Genomic DNA, 22,762 nt, shown 5'->3' with positions numbered 1-22,762 from the left:
AAGCCTGACGGTGCCCATTCTCCCAGACGAAAAATCAGTGGTAGTGCCGTGGGATACTCATTGGCAAACCCTTTCCACTCCAGCGACACCTCCCTCTGGAAGAGAGCTCATCTCCATGGCCTCGGTCACTTCGCTCGCAGCTTCGGTCCACCAGCGCGTCGCGGACGCCCTCTCGGCAGCCCTGCCGGAGGCCGGCTCCGCCGACCCGCTGCTCCGACGCAGCGACCGGGCCGACTTCCAGGCCAACGGCATGCTGGCGCTGGCGAAGAAGCTCAAGGGCAATCCGCGGGAGCTGGCGACCAAGGTCGTCGCGGAGATCGGCGAGAACGACCTCCTCAAGGAGATCGAGGTCTCCGGCCCCGGCTTCCTCAACATCACGCTCACCGACCGGGCGATCACCGAGACGCTGGCCGCCCGCGCCGCCGACGACCGGCTGGGCGTCCCGCTCAAGGAGAACCCCGGCGTCACGGTCATCGACTACGCCCAGCCGAACGTCGCCAAGGAGATGCACGTCGGGCACCTGCGCTCGGCGGTCATCGGCGACGCCCTGCGCCACCTCCTGGACTTCACCGGTGAGCAGACGATCGGCCGGCACCACATCGGCGACTGGGGCACCCAGTTCGGCATGCTCATCCAGTACCTGATCGAGAACCCCGGCGAGCTGGCCCCGGCGGCCGACGTCGACGGCGAGCAGGCGATGAGCAACCTCAACCGCGTCTACAAGGCATCGCGCGCCGTCTTCGACTCCGACGAGCAGTTCAAGGAGCGGGCCCGGAAGCGGGTCGTGGCGCTCCAGTCGGGCGACGCGGAGACCCTCGGCCTGTGGCAGCGGTTCGTGGACGAGTCGAAGGTCTACTTCTACTCGGTCTTCGAGAAGCTGGACATGGAGATCCGCGACGACGAGATCGTCGGCGAGTCCGCGTACAACGACATGATGGCCGAGACGGCGCGGCTGCTGGAGGAGTCGGGCGTCGCCGTCCGCTCCGAGGGCGCGCTGGTGGTCTTCTTCGACGAGATCCGCGGCAAGGACGACCAGCCGGTGCCGCTGATCGTGCAGAAGGCGGACGGCGGCTTCGGCTACGCGGCCTCCGACCTCTCCGCGATCCGCGACCGCGTCTTCGACCTGAAGGCGACGACGCTGCTGTACGTCGTCGACGTCCGCCAGTCGCTGCACTTCCGGATGGTCTTCGAGACGGCCCGCCGGGCGGGCTGGCTGAGCGACGACATCACCGCGCACAACATGGGCTACGGCACGGTCCTCGGTGCGGACGGCAAGCCGTTCAAGACCCGTGCGGGCGAGACCGTACGCCTGGAGGACCTGCTCGACGAGGCGGCCGAGCGGGCGACCGCGGTGGTGCGCGAGAAGGGCGCGGCGATCGGCCTGACCGAGCAGGAGATCACCGAGAACGGTGCGCAGGTGGGCATCGGCGCGGTGAAGTACGCGGACCTGTCGACCTCGCCGAGCCGCGACTACAAGTTCGACCTGGACCAGATGGTCTCGCTGAACGGCGACACCTCGGTGTACCTCCAGTACGCCTACGCCCGGATCCGGTCGATCTTCCGCAAGGCCGGTGACGCGGCCCCCGCGGCGCACCCGGAGCTGCCGCTGGCCCCGGCCGAGCGGGCCCTGGGCCTGCACCTGGACCAGTTCGGCGAGACCGTCGCCGAGGCCGCCGCGTCGTACGAGCCGCACAAGCTCGCCGCGTACCTCTACGGCCTCGCCTCGCTGTTCACGACCTTCTACGACCAGTGCCCGGTCCTGAAGGCCGAGGGCGGCCCGGACCAGATCGCGGGCCGGCTGTTCCTGTGCGAGCTGACCGCCCGCACCCTCCACCAGGGCATGGCGCTGCTCGGCATCCGGACGCCCGAGCGCCTCTGACCGGCGCGCGCCGGGCCGGCCGCCCGCCGCTCCCGACAACGGCCCCGTACCTCACACGTGAGGTACGGGGCCGTACTGGTCTCCAGGGCAGGGACAGCGACACCGGGTGGCCCTCACGGCCAGCGCTTACGCACCTCGTCCTTGGCCTTCTCACTCACATCGAGGCCCTGACCGGCGGTCTTCTCCGCCTTGCCCTCGGCCTCCAGCTTGCGGTTGTGCGTCGCCTTGCCAACGACTTCCTTCATGGCGCCGATGACCTGGGCGCCCTTGGCCTGCATCTTGCGCTTGGCAGTCATGGTGACTCGCTCCTCGGTCCGGTCGCGGTCTTCCCTGACAACCGGTGCGTGCCCGGAACCAGGCAGACAAAACGTCACGCCCATACAGCGCTGCTCCCGCCCCCGGACACCGGGGACGGGAGCAGCTGCGACGGACGGCCGCCGGGGCCTCACAGCCCCCGCGCCACCTCCGTCGCCCAGTACGTGAGGATCATGTTCGCCCCGGCCCGCTTGATGCCGGTCAGCGTCTCCAGGATCGCCCTGTCCCGGTCGATCCAGCCCTTCTCGGCGGCGGCCTCGACCATCGCGTACTCACCGGAGATCTGATACGCGGCCACCGGCACCTCCACCGCGTCCGCGATCTTCGCCAGCACGTCCAGGTAGGGCAGCGCCGGCTTGACCATCACCATGTCGGCGCCCTCCTCCAGGTCGAGCGCCAGCTCGCGCAGCGACTCACGGAGGTTGCCCGGGTCCTGCTGGTAGGTCTTGCGGTCGCCCTGGAGCGACGAGCCGACGGCCTCGCGGAAGGGCCCGTAGAAGGCGGAGGAGTACTTCGCGGTGTAGGCGAGGATCGACACATCCTCGTGCCCGGTCTGGTCCAGGGCGTCCCGGACCACACCGACCTGGCCGTCCATCATCCCGCTGGGCCCCACGACATGGACACCCGCATCGGCCTGGACCTGCGCCATCTCGGCGTAGCGCTCCAGCGTCGCGTCGTTGTCGACCCGGCCGTCGGCGTCCAGGACACCGCAGTGCCCGTGGTCGGTGTACTCGTCCAGGCACAGATCCGACATGATCACGAGGTCGTCGCCGACCTCGGCCCGCACGTCCCGGATGGCGACCTGGAGGATGCCGTCCGGATCGGTGCCCGCCGTACCGACGCCATCCTTCTTGGCGTCCTCCGGCACCCCGAACAGCATGATCCCGGCGACCCCGGCCTCGACCGCCTCGACGGCGGCCTTGCGCAGCGTGTCGCGGGTGTGCTGGACGACGCCCGGCATGGCGGAGATCGGCACCGGCTCGCTGATCCCCTCGCGGACGAACGCCGGGAGGATCAGGTCCGCCGGATGCAGCCGGTGCTCCGCGACCATCCGCCGCATGGCGGGGGTGGTGCGCAGGCGCCGCGGCCGCGCCCCTGGGAAGCTTCCGTACTTCGTCATACCGAACACGCTACGCCCGCTTTGTGCTTGCCTTTGCCGACGGGTCGTCGGAGGGGACGGGTCCGGCGGCCTGTCCGCCGGGCCCGCTCAGGCCGCGACAGCGGGATCAGCCACGACAGCGGGATCACGGGTCACCGGCTCGCCTCGGCAGTCCCGGCAGAGCCCCGGTTCCCGGCCCCGGAAGGCCCGCTCACAGCCGTCACAGGTCTGGAAGGGAGCGGGCCGAGGTGGCCGAACCTCGCCCCTGTCAGGGCCCGGCGGGGTCTCGGGGTCTGCGGGAAGCGGCGGCGGAAGCAGCTCCCGGAGACGGTGGGCGAGCAACCCCGCCGGGTTCTCCAGGTCCGGCGGGAGGCCCGCCGTCAGGGTGCGGCACACGGCCGCAGTGCTGGCACCGTTCTCAAACCAGGCGGCGACGTCGGGAGCGAGGCGGCACACGTCCCGTTCGGGGAGGGTGAGCCGGTCGTCGGTACGGCGCAGCGATACGAGGAGGGCGCGGGCAGCGGCGTGGTGCTCGCCGGACGGCGCTTCGGCGGCGGGGGCCGGTGCGTGCGGCCGGGGCGGCTCCGGGGCCTCCGGCGGTGCCGCCTCCCGCTCCGCTGTCGACCGACGCCCCCTCGGGCAGCGACAGGATGTGGGTGCCCACCCCGATCGCGGTCAGGGACAGGTCGCGGTGCTGGGCGAGGTGATTGCCGATGATCGTGTACCGGTCCGGCTGGTACTGCCGGACATGCGTCACCCCACTGTGGGTGGCACTTCGCCGAACTCGCGAATAAGGGCGCACGGCACGGTTAGGGTTCTCTTCAGCCATGGGGAAGGTTCAGCTTCCTTTTATGGTCAGGCCCTCGCACTGGGATGGCAGTCCCGGCGGGGGCCGTCGCATGTCTGCGGTGGTCAGGCCCGAGACTGCCCACCCAAGTCGGCCGCGCGCCAGCCGAGTTGAGCCGGTTCACCCCCACGAGTGACGTACGCGGGGTTTGGTGGGTTTGGAAGGTTCTCTCCCGGGGTTCTTTCTTCTTGACCGGCCGCCGCGCCGACGTCCGGCCCACCGGGTCCCGCCTTTCCGGGCGCCGGTCCGGGGCTCAGCGGCCGGCACCGAGATCGACCTCCGCCCACACGGTCTTGCACGGCACCGGCCCCTCCTCGACTCCCCATCGGTCCGCCAACTCCCCCACGAGCAGCAGCCCGTGCCCCGACTCCGCCGGCGAGCCACCGGCCCCCGGCAGAGGAACGGGCAGGCGATCACCGCGCGTATCGGTGACTTCAATACGGAGCGTGGCGGGCGAGGAGACGCTGAGGCCGAGTCGGAAGCACCGCCCGGGGACCCGGCCGTGCAGCACCGCGTTTGTTGCCAGCTCGCCGACGAGCAACAGGGAAGGGTCGAACGGCAGCCCCCACGAGCGCAGTTGCTCCGTGGCCAGGAGCCGGGCCAGCCGTGCTCCCCGCCGGGTGGCGGAGAGCGGCACGGAGAACCGGAGCGCCGGGGCGGAGCCGACGGCGAGCGCGGTAACGGAATTGCTGGTTCGGGCGATTCGCTGATTCACGTCACACAGCGTGGTCGTGCGTATCTAGCCTGAGAAGTACCGGAGGCCGTGCTGACGGTGACTGTCCGGGTGCGGTCCGGCGCTGTCCGGGCCGTACGGGGTGACGGCGTTCCGGCGGCAGAAGTTGAATCCCAGCGGCTGGACGGAGGGCAGCGCACATGGACGACTGGGACGCCGGCATGGACGACGACGAGGCCGGGGCCGTAATGAAGGCCGTGGCACGGCAGCTGAAGCTGTGGCGGGAGGCGGCCGGTCTCACCCAGGCGGAATTCGGGACCGCGATCGGCTACGGGGAGGAGCTGGTCTCCTCGGTGGAACGGGGCCGCCGGATTCCCCGGCCGGAGTTCCTGGACCGGGCGGACGAGGCCCTGGGAGCGGGCGGCAAGCTCGCTGCGCTGAAGGCGGACGTGGCGGAGATCCGGTACCCGAAGAAGGTACGGGACTTGAAGAAGATGGAGGCGGAGTCGGTCGAGCTGTGTGCGTACAACAACTCCGTGATTCATGGGTTGTTGCAGACGGAGGACTACGCGCGAGCGGTGATCGGAAACCGGCAGCCGCCGTTCCCCCAGAACGAGGTGGAGCGGCGCGTTGCGGGTCGCGTGGACCGTCAGGGGATCATCAGCACCAAGACGGGGCTGCCGGTCCTCAACTTCGTACAGTGCGAAGCGACCTTACGACGGTGCACCGGGGGCACAATGGTGCTGCGCAGTCAGCTCGAACGGTTGTTGGAGGTGGGGCAGTTGTCGAACGTGTCGATCCAGGTGCTGCCCCTGAGCCGCGAAGAAAATGCGGGGCTCGAAGGGCCCTTCCAGCTACTCAGGCTGAAGGATGGCTCCACCGTCGGGCACAACGAGAGCCAGCTCATCAGCCGGGTGATCTCCAATCCCAAAGAGCTCCAGACCCTCGAATTGCGCTATGGCATGATCCGGGCGCAGGCGCTCACGCCACGGGAGTCGCTTGCCTTCATCGACAAAGTGCGGGGAGAGACATGACCCTCAAGTCCTCCGGCGGGAACGGCTCCGCCCTGGCATGGATAAAGAGCAGCTACAGCACCGGCGACGGTCCGGAATGCCTCGAGGTCGCGACCGCCCCCGGCACCATCCTCATCCGCGACTCCAAGAACCCCGACGGCCCCCGTCTCACCTTCACCCCCACCACCTGGGCCGACTTCCTGCCGTACGCCTCGAAGCACTAACGGCGGACAAGCCGAAGGGCGCCCCGCAAAGAGGCGCCCCTCAGCCGTTCCTACTGCCTTACAGCCGCTCAGCTACGAGCCCGCCGACGCGACCCCGGCCGCCGCTCGCTCGGCCGCGTAACCGGGTCCCCGGCCTCGATCGCGGCATCGCGCCGCGCCGCCCCGAAGTCCGCGAGCGCCTCGGCCAGCTTGTGCACCGACGGCTCAGGCGACATGACATCGACCCGCAGCCCGTGCTCCTCGGCCGTCTTGGCAGTCGCCGGGCCGATACAGGCGATCACCGTCACGTTGTGCGGCTTGCCCGCGATACCGACCAGGTTCCGGACCGTCGACGACGAGGTGAAGAGCACAGCATCGAACCCACCGCCCTTGATCGCTTCCCGGGTCTCGGCCGGCGGCGGCGAGGCGCGCACGGTCCGGTAGGCGGTGACGTCGTCGACCTCCCAGCCCAGCTCGATCAGCCCGGCGACCAGGGTCTCGGTGGCGATGTCGGCGCGCGGCAGGAAGACGCGGTCGATCGGGTCGAAGACCGGGTCGTAGGGCGGCCAGTCCTCCAGCAGGCCGGCGGCGGACTGCTCCCCGCTCGGCACCAGGTCGGGCTTCACACCGAAGGCGACCAGCGCCTTGGCGGTCTGCTCGCCGACCGCGGCGACCTTGATCCCGGCGAACGCGCGGGCGTCCAGGCCGTACTCCTCGAACTTCTCCCGGACGGCCTTGACGGCGTTGACCGAGGTGAAGGCGATCCACTCGTAGCGGCCGGTGACCAGGCCCTTGACCGCGCGCTCCATCTGCTGCGGGGTGCGCGGCGGTTCGACGGCGATGGTCGGGACCTCGTGCGGCACCGCGCCGTACGAGACGAGCTGGTCGGAGAGCGAGGCGGCCTGCTCCTTCGTACGCGGCACGAGCACCCGCCAGCCGAAGAGCGGCTTGGACTCGAACCACGAAAGGCGGTCGCGCTGCGCGGCGGCACTGCGCTCACCGACCACGGCTATGACCGGCTGGCCGCCGTCCGGCGACGGCAGCACCTTGGCGGCCTTGAGCACCTGCGCGACCGACCCGAGGGTGGCGGTCCAGGTGCGCTGGCGGGTGGTGGTGCCGGCGACGGTGACGGACAGCGGGGTGTCCGGCTTGCGGCCCGCGGACACCAGCTCACCGGCGGCCGCGGCCACCGAGTCGAGGGAGGTGGAGACGACGGCGGTGGCGTCGCTGGCACCCACCTCGGCCCAGCAGCGCGCATCGGCGGTGCGGGCGTCGACGAAGCGGACGTCGGTGCCCTGCGCGTCACGCAGCGGGACACCGGCGTACGCGGGCACGCCGACGGCCGCGGCGATGCCGGGCACGACCTCGAAGACGATGCCTTCGGCGGCGCAGGCCAGCATCTCCTCGGCGACGTACCCGTCGAGGCCGGGGTCTCCGCTGACGGCACGCACGACCCGCTTGCCCGCACGGGCGGCCGCCATGACAAGATTGGCGGTGTCCCTAAGGGCTGAAACGCCATTGGTGGTGACGGGGATTGATGCCTCGTCAGCTGATGCCTGTGGTGTGTCCACTTGTGCGCGGGCATGCCCGCGCACGACGTCCAGCACCTGCGGGTCGGCGATCAGTACGTCCGCGGAGGCCAGCGCCTCCACGGCACGCAGCGTCAGCAGACCCGGGTCTCCCGGCCCGGCACCCAGGAAGGTGACCTGACCGGAGGCGGAGTGGTTTGGGGCGGTGGGGTTCAAAGTGCTCGCTCCCCCATAAGACCGGCCGCACCCTTTGCGAGCATCTCGGCGGCGAGTTCACGGCCCATGTGCAGCGGGGTCGAGACATCGTCGGGAGAGGCGGGTACGTGCCCGGTGGTGGACATCTGCACCAGCGTGCTGCCGTCGGTCGTGCCGACGACACCGCGCAGATGCAATTCGGTGACAGCCTGCTCGTCACGCTTGAGGTCGGCCAGTGCTCCGACGGGTGCGGAACAGCCGGCCTCCAGGGCGGCGAGCAGGGATCGCTCGGCGGTCACGGCGGCCCGGGTGTCCGGGTCGTCGAGCTCGGCGAGCCGGGCGGCGAGGTCCGCGTTGACCGCGGCGCACTCGATCGCCAGCGCCCCCTGGCCGGGGGCAGGCAAAACCACGTCGGGCGACAGCAGCTGTGTCGCCTCGTCGATCCGGCCGATGCGGGTGAGTCCGGCGGCGGCCAGTACGACCGCGTCCAGTTCGCCCTTTTCGACGAAGCCGATGCGGGTGTCGATGTTCCCGCGTATCGGCACGGTCTCCACACGCCGGCCCAGCGACCTGGCCCAGGCGTTCAGCTGCGCCATCCTCCTGGGAGAGCCGGTGCCGATGCGGGCCACCCGGCCCTCGTCGGCGGTCAGCTGCTCGAAGGTGAGCCCGTCCCTGGCGATCAGCGCGTCCCGGGGGTCTTCCCGTACGGGTATCGCGGCCAGCGTCAGGTCCTCGGGCTGCGTGGTGGGCAGGTCCTTGAGCGAATGAACGGCGAAGTCGATCTCCCCGGCGAGCAGCGCGTCCCGCAGCGCGGAGACGAACACACCGGTGCCGCCGATCTGCGCGAGGTGCTCGCGGGAGGTGTCGCCGTAGGTGGTGATCTCCACCAGTTCGACGGGACGGCCGGTCAGTGCGCGCACCGCCTCGGCGACCTGCCCGGACTGGGCCATGGCGAGCTTGCTGCGCCGCGTGCCCAGCCGCAGTGCTCTCGTGGTGCTGTCGGTCATGCCCGCTCCCGTGCATCGTGCCTGTCGGCGCGCGTGTCGGCCCGGCTGACGGCGGCGACCGTCTGGGGGTCGAGGTCGAAGAGTTCCCGCAGGGCGTCCGCGTACCCGGCGCCGCCGGGCTCGCTGGCCAGCTGCTTGACCCGGACGGTGGGCGCGTGCAGGAGTTTGTCGACGACGCGGCGCACGGTCTGGGTGATCTCGGCGCGCTGCTTGTCGTCCAGGTCGGGAAGGCGGCCGTCGAGCCGGGTGATCTCACCGGCGACGACGTCCGCGGCCATGGTGCGCAGCGCGACCACGGTGGGGGTGATGTGCGCGGCCCGCTGGGCGGCGCCGAAGGCGGCGACCTCGTCGGAGACGATGCCGCGCACCTTGTCCACGTCGGCCGCCATCGGCGCGTCCGCGGACGCATCGGCCAGCGACTCGATGTCGACGAGGTGCGCGCCCTCGATCCGGTGCACCGCGGCATCTATGTCCCGCGGCATGGCGAGATCGAGCAGCGCCAGCGGCGCCGTGCGCCCGTCGCGCGCGGCCGCGACCATCTCGCCCGCCAGGACCAGGCCGGTCGCGCCGGTACAGGAGATCACGACGTCGGCGAGCGCCAGCTCTTGCGGGACGGAGGTCATCGCCACCGCACGGGCGGCGAGCCCGGTGACGGCGCCGGTCCCGCCCGGCTCGGTGAGGATCCGCACCAGCCGCTCGGCGCGCTCGACGGTGCGGTTGGCGACGGCCAGCTCGCCGACGCCGGCCCGTACGAGGGTGGTGGCGGCCAGCGACGACATCGATCCGGCGCCGATGACCAGCGCCCGCTTGCCGCGCGCCCAGTCCTCGACGTCCCGGCCGGCCGCCAGCTGCTCCAGCCCGAAGGTGACCAGCGACTGGCCGGCCTTGTCGATACCGGTCTCGCTGTGGGCCCGCTTGCCGACCCGCAGGGCCTGCTGGAACAGATCGTTCAGCAGCCGGCCGGCGGTGTGCTGCTCCTGGGCGACGGCCAGCGCGTCCTTGATCTGCCCGAGGATCTGGCCCTCGCCGACGACCATCGAGTCCAGGCCGCAGGCCACCGAGAAGAGGTGGTGGACCGCCCGGTCCTCGTAATGGACGTAGAGATAAGGGGTGAGCTCATCCAGGCCGGCGCCGCTGTGCCGGGCCAGGAGGGTGGACAGCTCGGCGACCCCGGCGTGGAACTTGTCCACGTCGGCGTAGAGCTCGATGCGGTTGCAGGTGGAGAGCACCGCGGACTCGGTGACCGGTTCGGCCGACACCGCGTCCTGGAGCAGCTTGCCGCGCGCCTCCGGGGCGAGCGCGGCCCGCTCCAGCACGCTCACCGGCGCGCTGCGATGGCTCAGTCCGACGACCAGGAGCGTCATGCCGGCATCACGGCGGGCATGTCCCCGTCAGGTCCCTTGCGGTCGTCCGCCACGGCGGCGTGGGCGGCGGCGGCCGGCCCACCGCTGTCGGGCCCGACCTCCTCGCCCGCCTTGCGCTGCTCGTGGAAGGCGAGGATCTGGAGCTCTATCGACAGGTCGACCTTGCGGACGTCCACCCCGTCGGGCACGGTCAGCACGGTCGGCGCGAAGTTGAGGATCGAGGTGACACCGGCCGCGACCAGGCGGTCGCAGACCTGCTGGGCGGCCCCGGCCGGCGTGGCGATCACGCCGATCGAGACGCCGTTGCTCTCGATGATGTGCTCCAGCTCATCGGTGTGCTGGACCCCGATGCCCGCGACGGGCTTGCCGGCCATGGCCGGGTCGGCGTCGATCAGCGCGGCGACACGGAACCCGCGCGAGGCGAAGCCGCCGTAGTTGGCGAGCGCGGCGCCGAGGTTACCGATACCGACGATGACGACTGGCCAGTCCTGGGTCAGCCCCAGTTCACGCGAGATCTGGTAAACGAGGTACTCCACGTCGTAGCCGACGCCGCGGGTCCCGTACGAGCCGAGGTAGGAGAAGTCCTTGCGCAGCTTGGCGGAATTGACCCCCGCCGCGGCCGCGAGCTCCTCGGAGGAGACCGTGGGTACCGAGCGCTCGGAGAGCGCGGTCAGTGCACGCAGATACAGCGGAAGCCGGGCGACGGTGGCCTCGGGAATGCCTCGGCTTCGGGTCGCCGGTCGGTGAGTTCGGCCAGTTGCCACGGTGCTCCTGCGGGTAGAGCGGGGCTGCGGGCGACCGTATGGAACCCGACCGCCCTGTCTTGTGCAGGCTATGTCTTTGTGAACGCGTGCACAAAGATGGTGTCCGTTTTGTCGGGCCAAAGTGACCGGGGTCACGCGGCCATAACGAGCCTCCGTGGAACCAACTCCCACGTCACACCGTTCACTCGCGCCACCCGTTTCAGCGGGTAGCACCGACGGGAGCACGCGCCCTCACTCCTCACCGCTATACCCCCGGAAACCTACAAATCGCCCACCGATGGTAATCGAACCCGACCGGCCCCGGCACCGCCGTGACCCGGCACAATGACTCCATGGCCCCCTTGTTCAGCCGCAGCCCCCGCAAGAACCCCGCCGACCGGCTGGTCACCCTCGTCGGCAAGCCGGGCTGCCACCTCTGCGACGACGCCCAGGCCGTGATCGAGAAGGTCTGCGCCGAGACCGGCGCGTCGTGGGAGCGCAAAGACATCACCGAGGACCCCGAGCTGCACCGCAAGTACTGGGAGCAGATTCCGGTCATCCTCGTCGACGGCGCCCAGCACGACTTCTGGCGCGTCGACCCGAAACGCCTGCGCACGGCCCTGGGCGCCTGAGCCCTCCGCCTCCCCACCGAACCCACCGGCGACACCCGCGGCCGGCCGCCCGCAAATCCCGCCGCCCCCTCGCCCGAAAATCCCCGCCACCCACCCCACCCGGAAATCCCCACCGCCCACCCCGCGAGGAATTTCCCCTCCCCCCGCCACGTTGTGGCCCCGCAGGGGGCCTTCCCATCCCCTACGGGAAGCGTTCGCCCACCCCCTAAGGCCCCGCCGAGGTGGCCGTAATGCACCCTTCCCCCTCCCCAGTCCCTCCTGACACGCGCCCGTAACCGGCTGCACCGAACAAACTGGCTACGCTGTCGGCATGTCGCCCGCTCGCCGATCCGGCTGGATGCCCTCCGGGGCGCTCTTCGACCTGGGCTGGATCCCTCGCCGCCGACGCCCCGCCACGGCCCGCAGCGTGCTGGCCGGCGAGGCCGCGGCCGAGGCCGCCCGCAAGTCCTCCCAGGAGGCCCCGCCCGTCGAGGAGGCACCGGCGGAGCCCGAATTCCCGGTCGTCGGGGACACGGCGGCCGCCGCCTTCTTCGACCTGGACAACACCGTCATGCAGGGCGCCGCGCTCTTCCACTTCGGCCGCGGCCTGTACAAGCGGCACTTCTTCCACAAGCGCGACCTGGCCCGCTTCGCCTGGCAGCAGATCTACTTCCGGCTGGCCGGCTCGGAGAACCCCGAGCACATGGCGGACGTCCGCAACAGCGCGCTGTCCATCGTCCAGGGCCACCGCGTCGCCGAGCTGATGTCCATCGGCGAGGAGATCTACGACGAGTACATGGCCGAGCGGGTCTGGCCCGGCACCCGTGCCCTGGCCCAGGCCCACCTCGACGCCGGCCAGAAGGTCTGGCTGGTGACCGCGGCCCCCGTGGAGACCGCGACGATCATCGCCCGCCGGCTCGGCCTGACCGGCGCGCTGGGCACCGTCGCCGAGTCCGTCGGCGGTGTCTATACGGGCAAGCTGGTGGGCGAGCCGCTGCACGGCCCCGCCAAGGCCGAGGCGGTGCGCGCACTGGCGGCCGCCGAGGGCCTGGACCTGTCGCACTGCGCCGCCTACAGCGACTCCGCCAACGACATCCCGATGCTCTCGCTCGTCGGGCACCCGTATGCGATCAACCCCGACAGCAGGCTGCGCAAGCACGCCCGGGAGCAGGGCTGGCGGCTGCGCGACTACCGCACCGGCCGGAAAGCGGCCAAGATCGGCATCCCGGCGGCGGCCGGTGTCGGCGCCCTCGCCGGCGGCGCCGCGGCCGCGGTCGCGCTCCAGCGCCGACGCCGCTGACCAGGCCCGATCACCGAACGGACGGGACGGCCATCCCCTCTCCCTACCCCCTGCGCCGTCCCCTCAGTCCCGCTGCCGTCGGTCAGCCACAACACGCCTTCCAACCAGGCAGATTGCGTTCCCTTCCGATCAATAGTTGCTCAGTAATCGATACTGAATCTGCCACCAACCCGGCACGGACCGTAACTAATCGATGATTTGAGCAACTGGGTGTAGCGCTGCCTGTACGAAGCGTTATTCTCCTCAGACGCAATCCGGAACCCACACGTCCCTACGAGGAGTGAACGGTCCCGCACTGCACGTGATGGAAGCTCTGCCTCTGGGAGTCCCGTGTACCCACACGTCGGGGTTGACGCCTCGGGCCTGGCTACGCTGCGTACGACACTCGTCGACCACCTGCGCAGTTTTGTCCCCACCGCGTACGCCGTCCCCGCATTCGCCTCAGCCGTCCCCGCCGCCGGACCCTGCTACGCCCTGGCCGACGGGAGTGCTGCGGTCGGAAAGGCCGCCGGCAGAACCCGCCGCTCCGGCACCGGCACGACCACCGCCCGTCGCCCCGCCGACAGCGACAGCCGTCGCATGATGGACCTCGTCGAACGAGCCCAGGCCGGCGAGGCCGAAGCCTTCGGCCGCCTCTACGACCAGTACGCCGACACGGTCTACCGCTACATCTACTACCGCGTGGGCGGCCGCGCCACGGCCGAGGACCTGACCAGCGAGACCTTTCTGCGCGCCCTGCGCCGCATCGGCACGTTCACCTGGCAGGGCCGTGACTTCGGCGCCTGGCTGGTGACCATCGCCCGCAACCTCGTCGCCGACCACTTCAAGTCCTCCCGCTTCCGCCTGGAAGTCACCACCGGAGAGATGCTCGACGCCAACGAGGTCGAGCGCAGCCCCGAGGACTCGGTCCTCGAATCGCTCTCCAACGCCGCCCTCCTGGAGGCGGTACGCAAGCTCAACCCCCAGCAGCAGGAGTGCGTCACGCTGCGCTTCCTCCAGGGCCTCTCGGTCGCCGAGACCGCCCGCGTCATGGGCAAGAACGAGGGCGCGATCAAGACCCTCCAGTACCGCGCGGTCCGCACCCTCGCGCGACTGCTCCCCGAAGACGCCCGCTGACCCCCTGTCCACATGCACCGACGCCCCGTCCCACGCCGCTGCACGATCACTCTTGGTGACCACTCGCACCCGGTCGGTCAGATCATCGTGAGTGCGTAACCCGAGTGCCGCGCCGCTCGTTGTGCGGGATGCAGGCTCCATGCGGTCACGCCTTACCCGCGGCCACTCACTCGATCGAGTGGCCGCGGAGCACGGCGTGCAACCATCCGGTCCATCTGGACAGTCAAAGCCAGTCCGGGGAGTCGAGCGGGATGACGAGAGGAGGTGCCGCCCGTGATCGCAAATGTCTCGGTGCACCGGCGGGCCAACGCCTTCGCCCAGGCGCTGGAGGAGCAGGTCCTCGAGGGCGCGGCGGCCGAGGACCAGGTCGACAATCCGGCGCAAGCGCCGGGCGAAGCACGGCTGTTGGCGGTCGCCGACGGCCTCGGGAGACTCCCGGGGCCCGAGATGGCCACCGAGGTCAAGACTGTCCAGCGCGCCCAGCTCATCGCCGCGATGGAGGCCGCCTTCGCCGAAGGCGCTCCGTCCGACGGTGCCAGGGTGCCCGAGCAGCGCGCCCACAGAGGCGCGCACCGCGCCACGAAATCGATCGGCCGGCTGCGCCCGCGCTCCCGCTTTTCCAAGGGGCTGGCGGCCGGTGGACTGACGGTCGGCGTCGCCGCCGGAGCGTTCAGCGGCGTCGCCGCGGCCAGCTCCGACGCCCTTCCCGGCGACTCCCTCTACGGCCTCAAGCGCGGCATGGAGGACCTCCGGCTCGGCATGGCCGACGATGACTCCGACCGCGGCCGGCTCCTGCTCGACCAGGCGTCCACCCGCATGATGGAGGTCCGCCGGCTGATGGAACGCGCCCGGCTCGCCGACCTCGACCACGAGGCCCTCGGCGAGATCCGCAAGGCGCTCTCCGGCATCCGGCACGACGCGGGCGAGGGCCACCGCCTGCTGCACGCGGCGTATGAGCGCGATGGCTCGCTCGACCCCATCCAGGCGCTGAACTCCTTCACCAAGTCCCATCGCGGCACCTGGTCGCATCTGCGCAACAAGCTCCCGGTGCAGCTCACGGACGTCCGCGATGAGGTCAGCTCGGTCTTCGACGCCATAGACAAAGAGGTCGGTCCGCTCCGCTCGCTGCTGCCGCCCACCCCGGACAGCAAGCGCCACCACCGCGACACGCCCGCCTCCGCGGGCACCGGCTCCGGCTCCGACGACCGCCCGGCGCCGTCCGGCAGCAAGTCCGCCCACGGCAAGCACCGCGCCGGTTCGCACGCCCCGCGCCCGTCGGCCTCGCCCTCACAGGAGGACGGTCTGCTCGGCGGCAACACGGGCGGGCTGCTCGACCCGCCGTCCAAGGGCAACAGCCCCTCGCCGCACGACGGGAGCCAGGGCGGCCGCAAGGACACCGGCGGCCGCCCCGACGTCACTCTCCCGCCGCTGATCCCGGGGCTGCTCCCCGGTCTGGGCATCGACGGCGAGGATCTCTCGAAGTAGCCCCGCTCTCCGGTGCCGGCCCGCTCGGTGTTCTTCTGGTCCTTCCCTCAGAAGAACACCGAGCGTCGCTGTACCAGCAGCTTGTAGAGGGTGTGCTGAATCGTTTCCCGTACCTGATCGGTCAGGTTGAACATCAGCATCGGGTCGTCCGCCGCCTCCGCCGGATAGCCGGCCGTCTGGATCGGCTCGCCGAACTGGATCGTCCACTTCGTCGGCAGCGGCACCGCACCCAGCGGCCCCAGCCATGGGAAGGTCGGCGTGATCGGGAAATACGGCAGCCCCAGCACCCGCGCCAGCGTCCTGGCGTTCCCGAGCATCGGGTAGATCTCCTCCGCGCCCACGATCGAGCACGGCACGATCGGCACCCCGGCCTTCAGCGCCGTCGAGACGAAGCCGCCCCGCCCGAAGCGCTGGAGCTTGTAACGGTCCGCGAAGGGCTTGCCGATGCCCTTGAAGCCCTCCGGCATCACGCCCACGATCTCACCACGCTCCAGCAGCCGCTGGGCGTCCTCCGCGCAGGCGAGGGTGTGCCCGGCCTTGCGTGCCAGCTCGTTTATCACCGGCAGGACGAAGACCAAATCGGCCGCCAGCAGCCGGAGATGACGCTGCGCCGGGTGATTGTCGTGCACCGCGACCTGGAGCATCAGGCCGTCCAGCGGGAGCGTCCCGGAGTGGTTGGCGACGATCAGCGCACCGCCGTCGGAGGGGATGTTCTCCACCCCCTTCACCTCGACCCGGAAGTACTTCTCGTAGAAGGGCCGCAGCAGCGACATCAGGACCTGGTCGGTCAGTTCCTCGTCGTACCCGAAGTCGTCGACCTCGTAGTCGCCGGTGATCCGCCGCCGCAGGAAGGCCAGCCCGCCCGCGATCCGCTCGTCCAGGGACCGCCCGGGGTTCGGCCGCGGGGGCACCGCCGGCGGATGCTCGGTCCGTGCCTCCGGTACGGGCGCCAGCGCCGCACCGCGTCCCGCGCGCCCGGCCCGCCTGGCCTTCCTGCGCGCCCGGGGCTCCTCGCCGAAGGGAATGACCTTGGCGTCCGCCATCGTGGATGAACTCCTCACTGGGTCGGGCCGCCGCGTGCGGGCAGCACGCCGGCGAGCCGGTCGACGGTGCGGGCGAGGGACTCGGGCGGCAGCAGCCCGGGTCCGCGGCTGCGGGCGAATTCCGCGAAGGTCTCCGCCGTCGTGTACTTCGGGTGGAATCCCAGTGTCTCGCGCATCTGCGTCGTTTCGACGACCCTGCCGTGCGTGAGCAGCCGGATCTGTTCCGGCGAGAAGTCCGTGATGCCGATGGACCGCAGCGCCGTACCGGCCCAGGTGACGGTCGGCAGCAGCAGCGGGACGGTCGGCCGCCCCAGCCGCCGGGAAGTCTGCGAGAGCAGCAGCACACCGTCTCCGGCGATATTGAACGTGCCGCTGTTGAGCGTGCCGCGGCGGGGCGCGGCGGCGGCGATCCGCAGCACCTCGATGGCGTCGTCCTCGTGGACGAACTGGAGCCGCGGGTCGTAGCCGAGCACGGTGGGCCATATGGGCAGCGAGAAGTACTCGGCGAGCGGGGAATCCGCGCACGGCCCGAGGATGTTGGCGAAGCGCAGCACACACACCGCCACATCCGGCCGACGACGGGCAAAGCCGCGGACGTATCCCTCTACCTCGACGACGTCCTTGGCGAAGCCACCACTGGGCAGTGACTTCGGTGTGGTGGTCTCGGTGAAGACGGCGGGATCCCGCGGCGCGGAGCCGTAGACGCTGGTACTGGACTTGATGACCAGCCGCTGCACATTCGGGGCCTTCTGGCAGGCGCCGAGCAGCTGCATCGTCCCGATGACGTTGGTTTCCTTCACCGAGGCGCGGCCGCCGCGCTTGCCCAACGGCGTGCCGTTGATGTCCATATGGACGACGGTGTCGACGCCCGTCTCGGCCAGGACCCGGGCAATGGCCGGATGCCGGATATCGGCCTTGAGGAATTCGGCGCCGCCCAGATGGTGCTCCGGTGGCACGGCGTCGACCCCGATCACCCGGTCGACGTCGGGATCGCGCTGGATGCGGCGGACGAACCGGCCGCCCAATTGCCGTGCGACTCCCGTGACGAGCACGACCTTGCCCAAGATCAGCCCTTCCTTCCCGCCGCGACCACGACTGGCCAAGCTGTGCAGGCCACGCTATCGGGTCGGTGTTGCGCAGTGATGACCGCAGGATGCCCGTGGCCACATTTCCGTCCGACCACCGTCCGTACGGCCCACAACGCACCGCAGCCCCCCATCGCGCCAAGGCGATGAGGGGCTGCGAATTCGCGATCAGCGTCGCTTACTTCTTGTTACGACGCTGAACACGGGTGCGCTTGAGCAGCTTGCGGTGCTTCTTCTTCGCCATCCGCTTGCGCCGCTTCTTGATAACAGAGCCCACGACTACCCTCGCTCACTTCGAATCACTCGGTGCGGGGCGTCCGAGCCCACACTACCTACATCGGGCCAGCCTACCCGCCGCCGGGCGAACGGCGTAATCCGAGGGTCGGCGACGGACCCGTCAGGCTGATTCCACCCCCACAAAGGACTCCCGGAGATAGTCGTGCACCGCCTGCTCCGGAACCCGGAATGACCTCCCCACGCGAATCGCGGGCAGATGACCGCTGTGCACCAGGCGGTACACGGTCATCTTCGACACTCGCATCACCGTGGCGACCTCCGCCACTGTCAGGAACACGACCTCGTTCAGAGGCCTCTGGTCTGCCGCCATGTCACACCTGCACCTTCCGCATAAGACGGTCACCGGCTTCCCCTCCGGTGACTCTTCGTCGCTATGCGCTCACTCCCCAGATTAGGGGCGGGTGATGCGAGTGGGGAAGAGGAGCAGCGAACAGCCGCCTATCGGGACAGACATGCGCGATTAAGTACATAGCGGGCCAGCGGCCGATAGTCCGCTGCCCGCACGGCGTCATCGAGCGGCACCACCACGGACACCCGCCCCTCGGCCTGGCCGACGAACGGCGCCGGGTCGTCCGTGTCCGCCAGCCCGATCGCCTCAAAGCCCAGCTGACCTGCCCCGCAGACCCATCCGTGGTCCCCGATCACCAGCCCCGGCAGCGGCCCCGCAGCGTCCGCCGCGGCCGCCAGAGCGGTCCGTACCGGGAGCGGGGAATGGGTGTGTACGCCCCCGGCCCCGGGCGCACCCCGCACGCCGGTTTCTCGCATCAGCGCGACTCCCCGTACGTACTCAAGGGTGCAGGGACGTACTCCGAACCGGGTCGCTATGTCGACACGGGCGCCATACGCCGGGGTGAGGACGGTGCAGCCCGCCGACGAGAGAGCGTCTGCGAGGGCGGCGTAGAACTCCAGCAGCCGGTGCGGATGGCCGGTGCCGATCAACACCGGCGCCCGGCGGCCGGCGGCTGTGGCGACCCGTTCGGCGAACCCGTCCAGCGCGGCGACCGTACGGTCGGGGTCGATCACATCCGGGCCGGAAGTGTGCGCGGGATCGGCCGAAACCCCGCACTTCCGCCCCATCAGTCGCAGTACTTCACTCAGCGGCCAGTCCCGTTCTGGATCCAGCCCCAGCAGCGCCCTGGGGTCGCGTGCCGCGAAGAGCCGGTAGCGCGCCAGACTCTTCTCCCGCGTGGTCGCGATCGTCCCCGCGAGCCGCGCCTCGATCAGGTGCGCCCGTAGCGCCCCGGTTCCCAACACGCTTCCCATACTGTCCGGTTGGTCGGCCTTCGGGTGCCCGGACCGACGGGACGTCACACATCCGTGGGGCGCGGTGCCGGATACGGCCGTACGGGAGCGGCGGACGGCACGGTGCTGCGGGACGACGACGCTCGCCGGCCGTCGGCGCCCGCGGAGCACCTCGCCCCGGGGCGCCGCCGTAACAGCGTTACAGGTCCCCGGCAGGGGGCTGGCCTACGGCAGCAACCCGTGCGCCGGGAAGACCGCCCGACGGGTCGCCAGCACCGCCTGGTCCAGCCGGTCGGCCGGGTCGTAGCCGTCGTCGATGAAGTCCCGCCACCGCGGCGTACGGCCGTCCGTCATCCGGTGCGGCGCCAACTGCCGGGTCCGGCGGAAGACTTCGTGCCGCCAGTTCTCCGGCACCATCGAGGTCGGCTCGATCGGCCGGCCCGCCGCGATCGCGACCAGATGCGTCCAACTGCGCGGCACCACGTCCACCACCGCATAGCCGCCCCCGCCGAGCGCGACCCACCGGCCGTCGGCGTGCTCATGCGCCAGGTCGTGGCAGGCTTCCGCCACCGCACGCTGGGCGTCCAGGCTCACCGCGAGATGCGCCAGCGGGTCCTCGAAGTGGGTGTCCGCGCCGTGCTGCGTCACGATCACCTGCGGCCGGAAGGCCCCCAGCAGCTCCGGGACCACCGCGTGGAACGCCCGCAGCCAGCCCTCGTCCCCGGTCCCGGCCGGCAGCGCCACATTCACCGCGGTGCCCTCCGCGCCCGCCCCGCCGGTCTCCTCCGGCCAGCCCGTCTGCGGGAAGAGCGTCCGGGGATGCTCGTGCAGCGAGATCGTCAGTACCCGCGGGTCCTCCCAGAACGCCGCCTGCACCCCGTCTCCGTGGTGGACGTCCACATCCACATACGCGACCCGTTCGGCCCCGAGCTCCAGCAGCCGGGCGATCGCCAGCGACGCGTCGTTGTAGATGCAGAAGCCGGCCGCGCCGCCCGGCATCGCGTGGTGCAGCCCGCCGGCGAAGTTCACCGCATGCGCCGCGTCGCCGCGCCAGACGGCCTCCGCCGCGCCCACCGACTGCCCGGCGATCAGCGCGGACGCCTCGTGCATCCGCGGGAACGCCGGATCGTCCGCCGTCCCCAGCCCGTACGACATGTCCGCGGCCGCCGGGTCCGCCGAGGCTCTGCGGACCGCGGCGATGTAGTCCTCGCGATGCACCAGCCGCAGCGTGGAGTCCCCGGCCGGCTTGGCCGCGACCACCTCCAGCGGCCCGCGCTCCAGCTCGAACGCCTCCACCAAACGCATGGTCAGCGCGAGCCGGACCGGGTCCATCGGATGCCCGGACCCGAAGTCGTAGCCCGTTACTGCCTCATCCCACATCAGCTGTGCACGGCCGCTCATGCCCGTCACCGTATCGGGCCTCCGGCGCCCCGAACGAGCGGGCATACACCAGCGTCACCAGCACCAGGGCCATCGGTACGAGCATCGCCCCCCGATAGCTCCAGGCATCACCCAGCGCACCGACCAGCGGCGAGCCGATCAAGAAGCCCACGTAATTGAAGATGTTCAGCCGCGCGACGGCCATGTCCGCGGCCTCCGGCCCGTGCCGCTCGTAGGCGTAGCGCCCCGCCGCCGCGAACGTCTGGGGCACCAGCACACTGAGCCCGAACCCCAGCAGCGTGAACCCCGCCATCCCGGCCCATGCCCCCGGCGCCGCCGCCACCGCCGCGAAGCCGCCGGCCGCGACCACCGCCCCGGCCCGCACCACCGCGACCGCCCCGAAGCGCCGCACACCCAGGTCCCCGAGCGCCCGCCCGAGCAGCGTGGTGACCATGTAGACGTTGTACGGGACGGTGGCGAGCTGCTCGGAGCTCCCCAGGACGTCCTGGAGGTACTTGGCGCTCCAGTTGGAGACGGTCGAGTCCCCGATATAGGCGAAGGCCATCACCATGCACAGCGGCAACAACAGCCGCATCGCGAGGGGCGCGACGGCCCCCGCCGGCCCCTCCTCGCTGCCTCCCTGAGCCTCCCGGCCCCGGTCCACGAACCATCGGCCCACGAGCAGCGCCAGCGGCACCAGGACCGCCACCACCGGCCCGTACAACAGCGCCAGCGACAGCTTCCAGTGCGCCCCCGCCCAGGCCAGCGAGGCGCCCACGATGCCGCCCAGGCTGTACGCGGCGTGGAACCCCAGCATGATGCTCCGCCCGTACGCCCGCTGAAGGCTCACCCCGAGCATGTTCATCGAGGCGTCCAGGGCGCCCACCGACAGCCCGAACACCGCCAGCGCCACCGCCGCCTGCGCCATCGAGCCGACCGACCCGACGGCGGCCAGCGCCAGACACACCACCGGCTGCACCACTCGCAGCACCCGGCCGGGCCGCACCCGCTTCACCAGCTGCTCGGTGACGACGCTGCCGACCCCCGCAAGGACGGGCACCGCCGCCAGGAAAACGGGCAGCAGCCCGTCCGAGATCCCGTAGCGGTCCTGGATCGCGGGTATTCGGGTCACCAGGAGGGCGAAGACCGCACCCTGGATGAAGAAGCTCAGAGCGAGCGAAACCCGGCCGTGCCGCAGCCGCGCTCCTGGTACCCGGGGGGCCGTCATGGCCGCTCAGCCTAGAACTCCCCACTACCACTGGGTAGATGGATCACAGCGCCGATTTCGCCGGGCGCCTGACGTGCGCCGGGGACGGTGTCCCCTACTGCAACAGCGCCGGCAGCTCCGCCATATGGGCGAACAGGGCGGTGGCCCCGGCCTCCGTCAGCTTCTCCGCCGGTGTCATCGCCGTGAACCCGTAGACGTCCATCCCCGCGGCGACCGCGGCCCGCACGCCCAACGGACTGTCCTCGACCACCGCACACCGCTCCGGCGCCACCCCCATCTCCTGTGCCGCATACAGAAAGAGATCCGGCGCCGGCTTGCCCCGCCCCACATCCTGCGACGAGAAGATCCGCTCACCGGCATCACCGCCGGCCCCCGCGAACCGCTCCCACAGCCCGGTCTTCGTCAACGCCACGCGAATGCGCTCATGGCTTCCTGACGACCCGACGCAGTACGGCACCCCGTCCGCGGCCAGCTTCTCCAGCACCTCGCCCACGCCCGCCACCGGCTCCAGCCTCCGCCGGAACTCGTCGAAGACCCGCGCATGAAAACTCTCGTCGAACCCGGCCGGCAACCGCTTCCCGGACCGCTGAAGCACGACCTCGTGAATGCGGTGCAGCGCACCGCCCATGTAATCCCGCAGCGAATCTTCGTAGCTGGTCGGATGACCCAATTCGGTGAGGTAGCCGGCAAGAATCCGATTGGAGATCGGCTCGCTGTCCACCAGGACGCCATCGTTATCGAAAATGACCAGGTCGTAGCGCATGCCCATGAGCGTACCGAGCGGCCGGAAACGCGAAAAAGCCCCCCGGGAACTTTCGTTCCCGAGGGGCTTCCTCTAAAAATTGTTCGGCGGCGTCCTACTCTCCCACAGGGTCCCCCCTGCAGTACCATCGGCGCTGAAAGGCTTAGCTTCCGGGTTCGGAATGTAACCGGGCGTTTCCCTAACGCAATGACCACCGAAACACTATGAAGATGACAACCCGGCAATGACACAGGTCGTTACTTCAGAACCTACACAGTGGACGCGAGCAACTGAGGACAAGCCCTCGGCCTATTAGTACCAGTCAACTCCACCCGTTACCGGGCTTCCATATCTGGCCTATCAACC

The 22,762-nt window shown here is 70.5% G+C and carries 22 protein-coding genes and 2 rRNA genes; 7 read left to right on the top strand and 17 right to left on the bottom strand.

Annotated features, from left to right (window positions below; translation table 11 throughout):
* The first annotated feature begins 115 nt into the window (after positions 1-115).
* Positions 116-1,879: an arginine--tRNA ligase gene (gene argS, locus ACFWJW_RS15555; RefSeq protein ID WP_387240348.1), complete on the top strand. Its 1,764-nt coding sequence runs from the start codon at positions 116-118 to the stop codon at positions 1,877-1,879.
* A 113-nt stretch (positions 1,880-1,992) separates the two neighbouring features.
* Here the strand turns inward: argS and ACFWJW_RS15550 are convergent, their stop codons facing one another.
* From ACFWJW_RS15550 to ACFWJW_RS15540, 3 genes are all read right to left on the bottom strand, one after another.
* A complete protein-coding gene (locus ACFWJW_RS15550) occupies positions 1,993-2,175 on the bottom strand; it encodes a CsbD family protein (protein ID WP_387240345.1) in 183 nt (60 codons plus the stop codon).
* A 149-nt stretch (positions 2,176-2,324) separates the two neighbouring features.
* The gene (gene hemB / locus ACFWJW_RS15545; RefSeq protein WP_387240342.1) at positions 2,325-3,314 is read right to left on the bottom strand and encodes a porphobilinogen synthase; all 990 of its coding nucleotides are present in this window, start codon (positions 3,312-3,314) and stop codon (positions 2,325-2,327) included.
* Positions 3,315-4,393: 1,079 nt separating this feature from the next.
* Entirely contained in the window at positions 4,394-4,855 is a 462-nt protein-coding gene (locus ACFWJW_RS15540) for an ATP-binding protein (protein ID WP_387240339.1), read from the bottom strand.
* 158 nt (positions 4,856-5,013) lie between these two features.
* Here ACFWJW_RS15540 and ACFWJW_RS15535 point away from each other — a divergent pair, with 158 nt between their 5' ends.
* Both ACFWJW_RS15535 and ACFWJW_RS15530 read left to right on the top strand, forming a co-directional pair.
* Positions 5,014-5,847 (top strand): helix-turn-helix domain-containing protein, encoded by an 834-nt coding sequence (locus ACFWJW_RS15535; protein ID WP_387240336.1) that lies wholly within the window; start codon positions 5,014-5,016, stop codon positions 5,845-5,847.
* A complete protein-coding gene (locus ACFWJW_RS15530) occupies positions 5,844-6,050 on the top strand; it encodes a DUF397 domain-containing protein (protein ID WP_387240333.1) in 207 nt (68 codons plus the stop codon). Before ACFWJW_RS15535 ends, ACFWJW_RS15530 begins: the two co-directional genes overlap by 4 nt.
* 68 nt (positions 6,051-6,118) lie before the next feature.
* On the opposite strand, the gene ACFWJW_RS15525 is transcribed toward ACFWJW_RS15530, so the two are convergent.
* Genes ACFWJW_RS15525 through ACFWJW_RS15510 form a run of 4 tightly spaced genes read right to left on the bottom strand, consistent with a single transcriptional unit; the run spans position 6,119 to position 10,888 of the window.
* Positions 6,119-7,774 (bottom strand): uroporphyrinogen-III synthase, encoded by a 1,656-nt coding sequence (locus tag ACFWJW_RS15525; RefSeq protein WP_387240330.1) that lies wholly within the window; start codon positions 7,772-7,774, stop codon positions 6,119-6,121.
* On the bottom strand, positions 7,771-8,760 hold the full coding sequence (gene hemC, locus ACFWJW_RS15520; RefSeq protein ID WP_387240327.1) for a hydroxymethylbilane synthase: 990 nt from the start codon (positions 8,758-8,760) through the stop codon (positions 7,771-7,773). The genes ACFWJW_RS15525 and hemC overlap by 4 nt, the downstream gene beginning before the upstream one ends.
* Positions 8,757-10,124 (bottom strand): glutamyl-tRNA reductase, encoded by a 1,368-nt coding sequence (locus ACFWJW_RS15515; protein WP_387240324.1) that lies wholly within the window; start codon positions 10,122-10,124, stop codon positions 8,757-8,759. Before ACFWJW_RS15515 ends, hemC begins: the two co-directional genes overlap by 4 nt.
* Positions 10,121-10,888 (bottom strand): redox-sensing transcriptional repressor Rex, encoded by a 768-nt coding sequence (locus ACFWJW_RS15510; protein WP_387240321.1) that lies wholly within the window; start codon positions 10,886-10,888, stop codon positions 10,121-10,123. Before ACFWJW_RS15510 ends, ACFWJW_RS15515 begins: the two co-directional genes overlap by 4 nt.
* Positions 10,889-11,220: 332 nt before the next feature.
* Here ACFWJW_RS15510 and ACFWJW_RS15505 point away from each other — a divergent pair, with 332 nt between their 5' ends.
* The 4 genes from ACFWJW_RS15505 (at position 11,221) to ACFWJW_RS15490 (ending at position 15,379) form a co-directional block, all read left to right on the top strand.
* On the top strand, positions 11,221-11,499 hold the full coding sequence (locus tag ACFWJW_RS15505; protein WP_042156576.1) for a glutaredoxin family protein: 279 nt from the start codon (positions 11,221-11,223) through the stop codon (positions 11,497-11,499).
* Positions 11,500-11,836: 337 nt separating this feature from the next.
* Positions 11,837-12,778, top strand: coding sequence for an HAD family hydrolase (locus ACFWJW_RS15500; protein ID WP_387240628.1), 942 nt, complete (start codon positions 11,837-11,839; stop codon positions 12,776-12,778).
* Between the two features lie 330 nt (positions 12,779-13,108).
* Positions 13,109-13,894: an ECF subfamily RNA polymerase sigma factor, BldN family gene (locus ACFWJW_RS15495; RefSeq protein ID WP_006604745.1), complete on the top strand. Its 786-nt coding sequence runs from the start codon at positions 13,109-13,111 to the stop codon at positions 13,892-13,894.
* A 273-nt stretch (positions 13,895-14,167) separates the two neighbouring features.
* Entirely contained in the window at positions 14,168-15,379 is a 1,212-nt protein-coding gene (locus ACFWJW_RS15490) for a DUF5667 domain-containing protein (RefSeq protein ID WP_387240317.1), read from the top strand.
* A gap of 47 nt (positions 15,380-15,426) precedes the next feature.
* On the opposite strand, the gene ACFWJW_RS15485 is transcribed toward ACFWJW_RS15490, so the two are convergent.
* The 10 genes from ACFWJW_RS15485 to ACFWJW_RS15440 all read right to left on the bottom strand — a co-directional run.
* Complete coding sequence (locus ACFWJW_RS15485) at positions 15,427-16,422, bottom strand: lysophospholipid acyltransferase family protein (RefSeq protein ID WP_387240314.1); 996 nt, start codon at positions 16,420-16,422, stop codon at positions 15,427-15,429.
* A gap of 14 nt (positions 16,423-16,436) precedes the next feature.
* Positions 16,437-17,486: an NAD-dependent epimerase/dehydratase family protein gene (locus ACFWJW_RS15480; protein ID WP_387240311.1), complete on the bottom strand. Its 1,050-nt coding sequence runs from the start codon at positions 17,484-17,486 to the stop codon at positions 16,437-16,439.
* Between the two features lie 199 nt (positions 17,487-17,685).
* Positions 17,686-17,784, bottom strand: a complete 99-nt coding sequence (locus ACFWJW_RS15475; RefSeq protein ID WP_003948845.1) for a 30S ribosomal protein bS22 — start codon at positions 17,782-17,784, stop codon at positions 17,686-17,688.
* A gap of 120 nt (positions 17,785-17,904) precedes the next feature.
* The gene (locus tag ACFWJW_RS15470; RefSeq protein WP_006604741.1) at positions 17,905-18,114 is read right to left on the bottom strand and encodes a helix-turn-helix domain-containing protein; all 210 of its coding nucleotides are present in this window, start codon (positions 18,112-18,114) and stop codon (positions 17,905-17,907) included.
* Positions 18,115-18,242: 128 nt separating this feature from the next.
* Positions 18,243-19,058 (bottom strand): phosphatase, encoded by an 816-nt coding sequence (locus ACFWJW_RS15465; RefSeq protein ID WP_387240307.1) that lies wholly within the window; start codon positions 19,056-19,058, stop codon positions 18,243-18,245.
* Between the two features lie 213 nt (positions 19,059-19,271).
* Positions 19,272-20,447 (bottom strand): acetoin utilization protein AcuC, encoded by a 1,176-nt coding sequence (locus ACFWJW_RS15460; protein WP_387240304.1) that lies wholly within the window; start codon positions 20,445-20,447, stop codon positions 19,272-19,274.
* On the bottom strand, positions 20,416-21,654 hold the full coding sequence (locus ACFWJW_RS15455) for an MFS transporter (protein ID WP_387240301.1): 1,239 nt from the start codon (positions 21,652-21,654) through the stop codon (positions 20,416-20,418). The genes ACFWJW_RS15460 and ACFWJW_RS15455 overlap by 32 nt, the downstream gene beginning before the upstream one ends.
* Positions 21,655-21,748: 94 nt before the next feature.
* Positions 21,749-22,417, bottom strand: a complete 669-nt coding sequence (locus ACFWJW_RS15450) for an HAD family hydrolase (protein WP_387240298.1) — start codon at positions 22,415-22,417, stop codon at positions 21,749-21,751.
* Between the two features lie 81 nt (positions 22,418-22,498).
* Positions 22,499-22,615 (bottom strand): 5S ribosomal RNA (gene rrf, locus ACFWJW_RS15445).
* Positions 22,616-22,688: 73 nt separating this feature from the next.
* A 23S ribosomal RNA gene (locus ACFWJW_RS15440) occupies positions 22,689-22,762 on the bottom strand; the annotation flags it as partial.

Origin of the sequence: Streptomyces sp. NPDC127097 (genome assembly GCF_042724075.1) — a bacterium.
GTDB lineage: Bacteria > Actinomycetota > Actinomycetes > Streptomycetales > Streptomycetaceae > Streptomyces.
The sequence above is the reverse complement of the archived record's forward strand: the minus strand, read 5'-3'. Positions and strand labels throughout refer to the sequence as shown.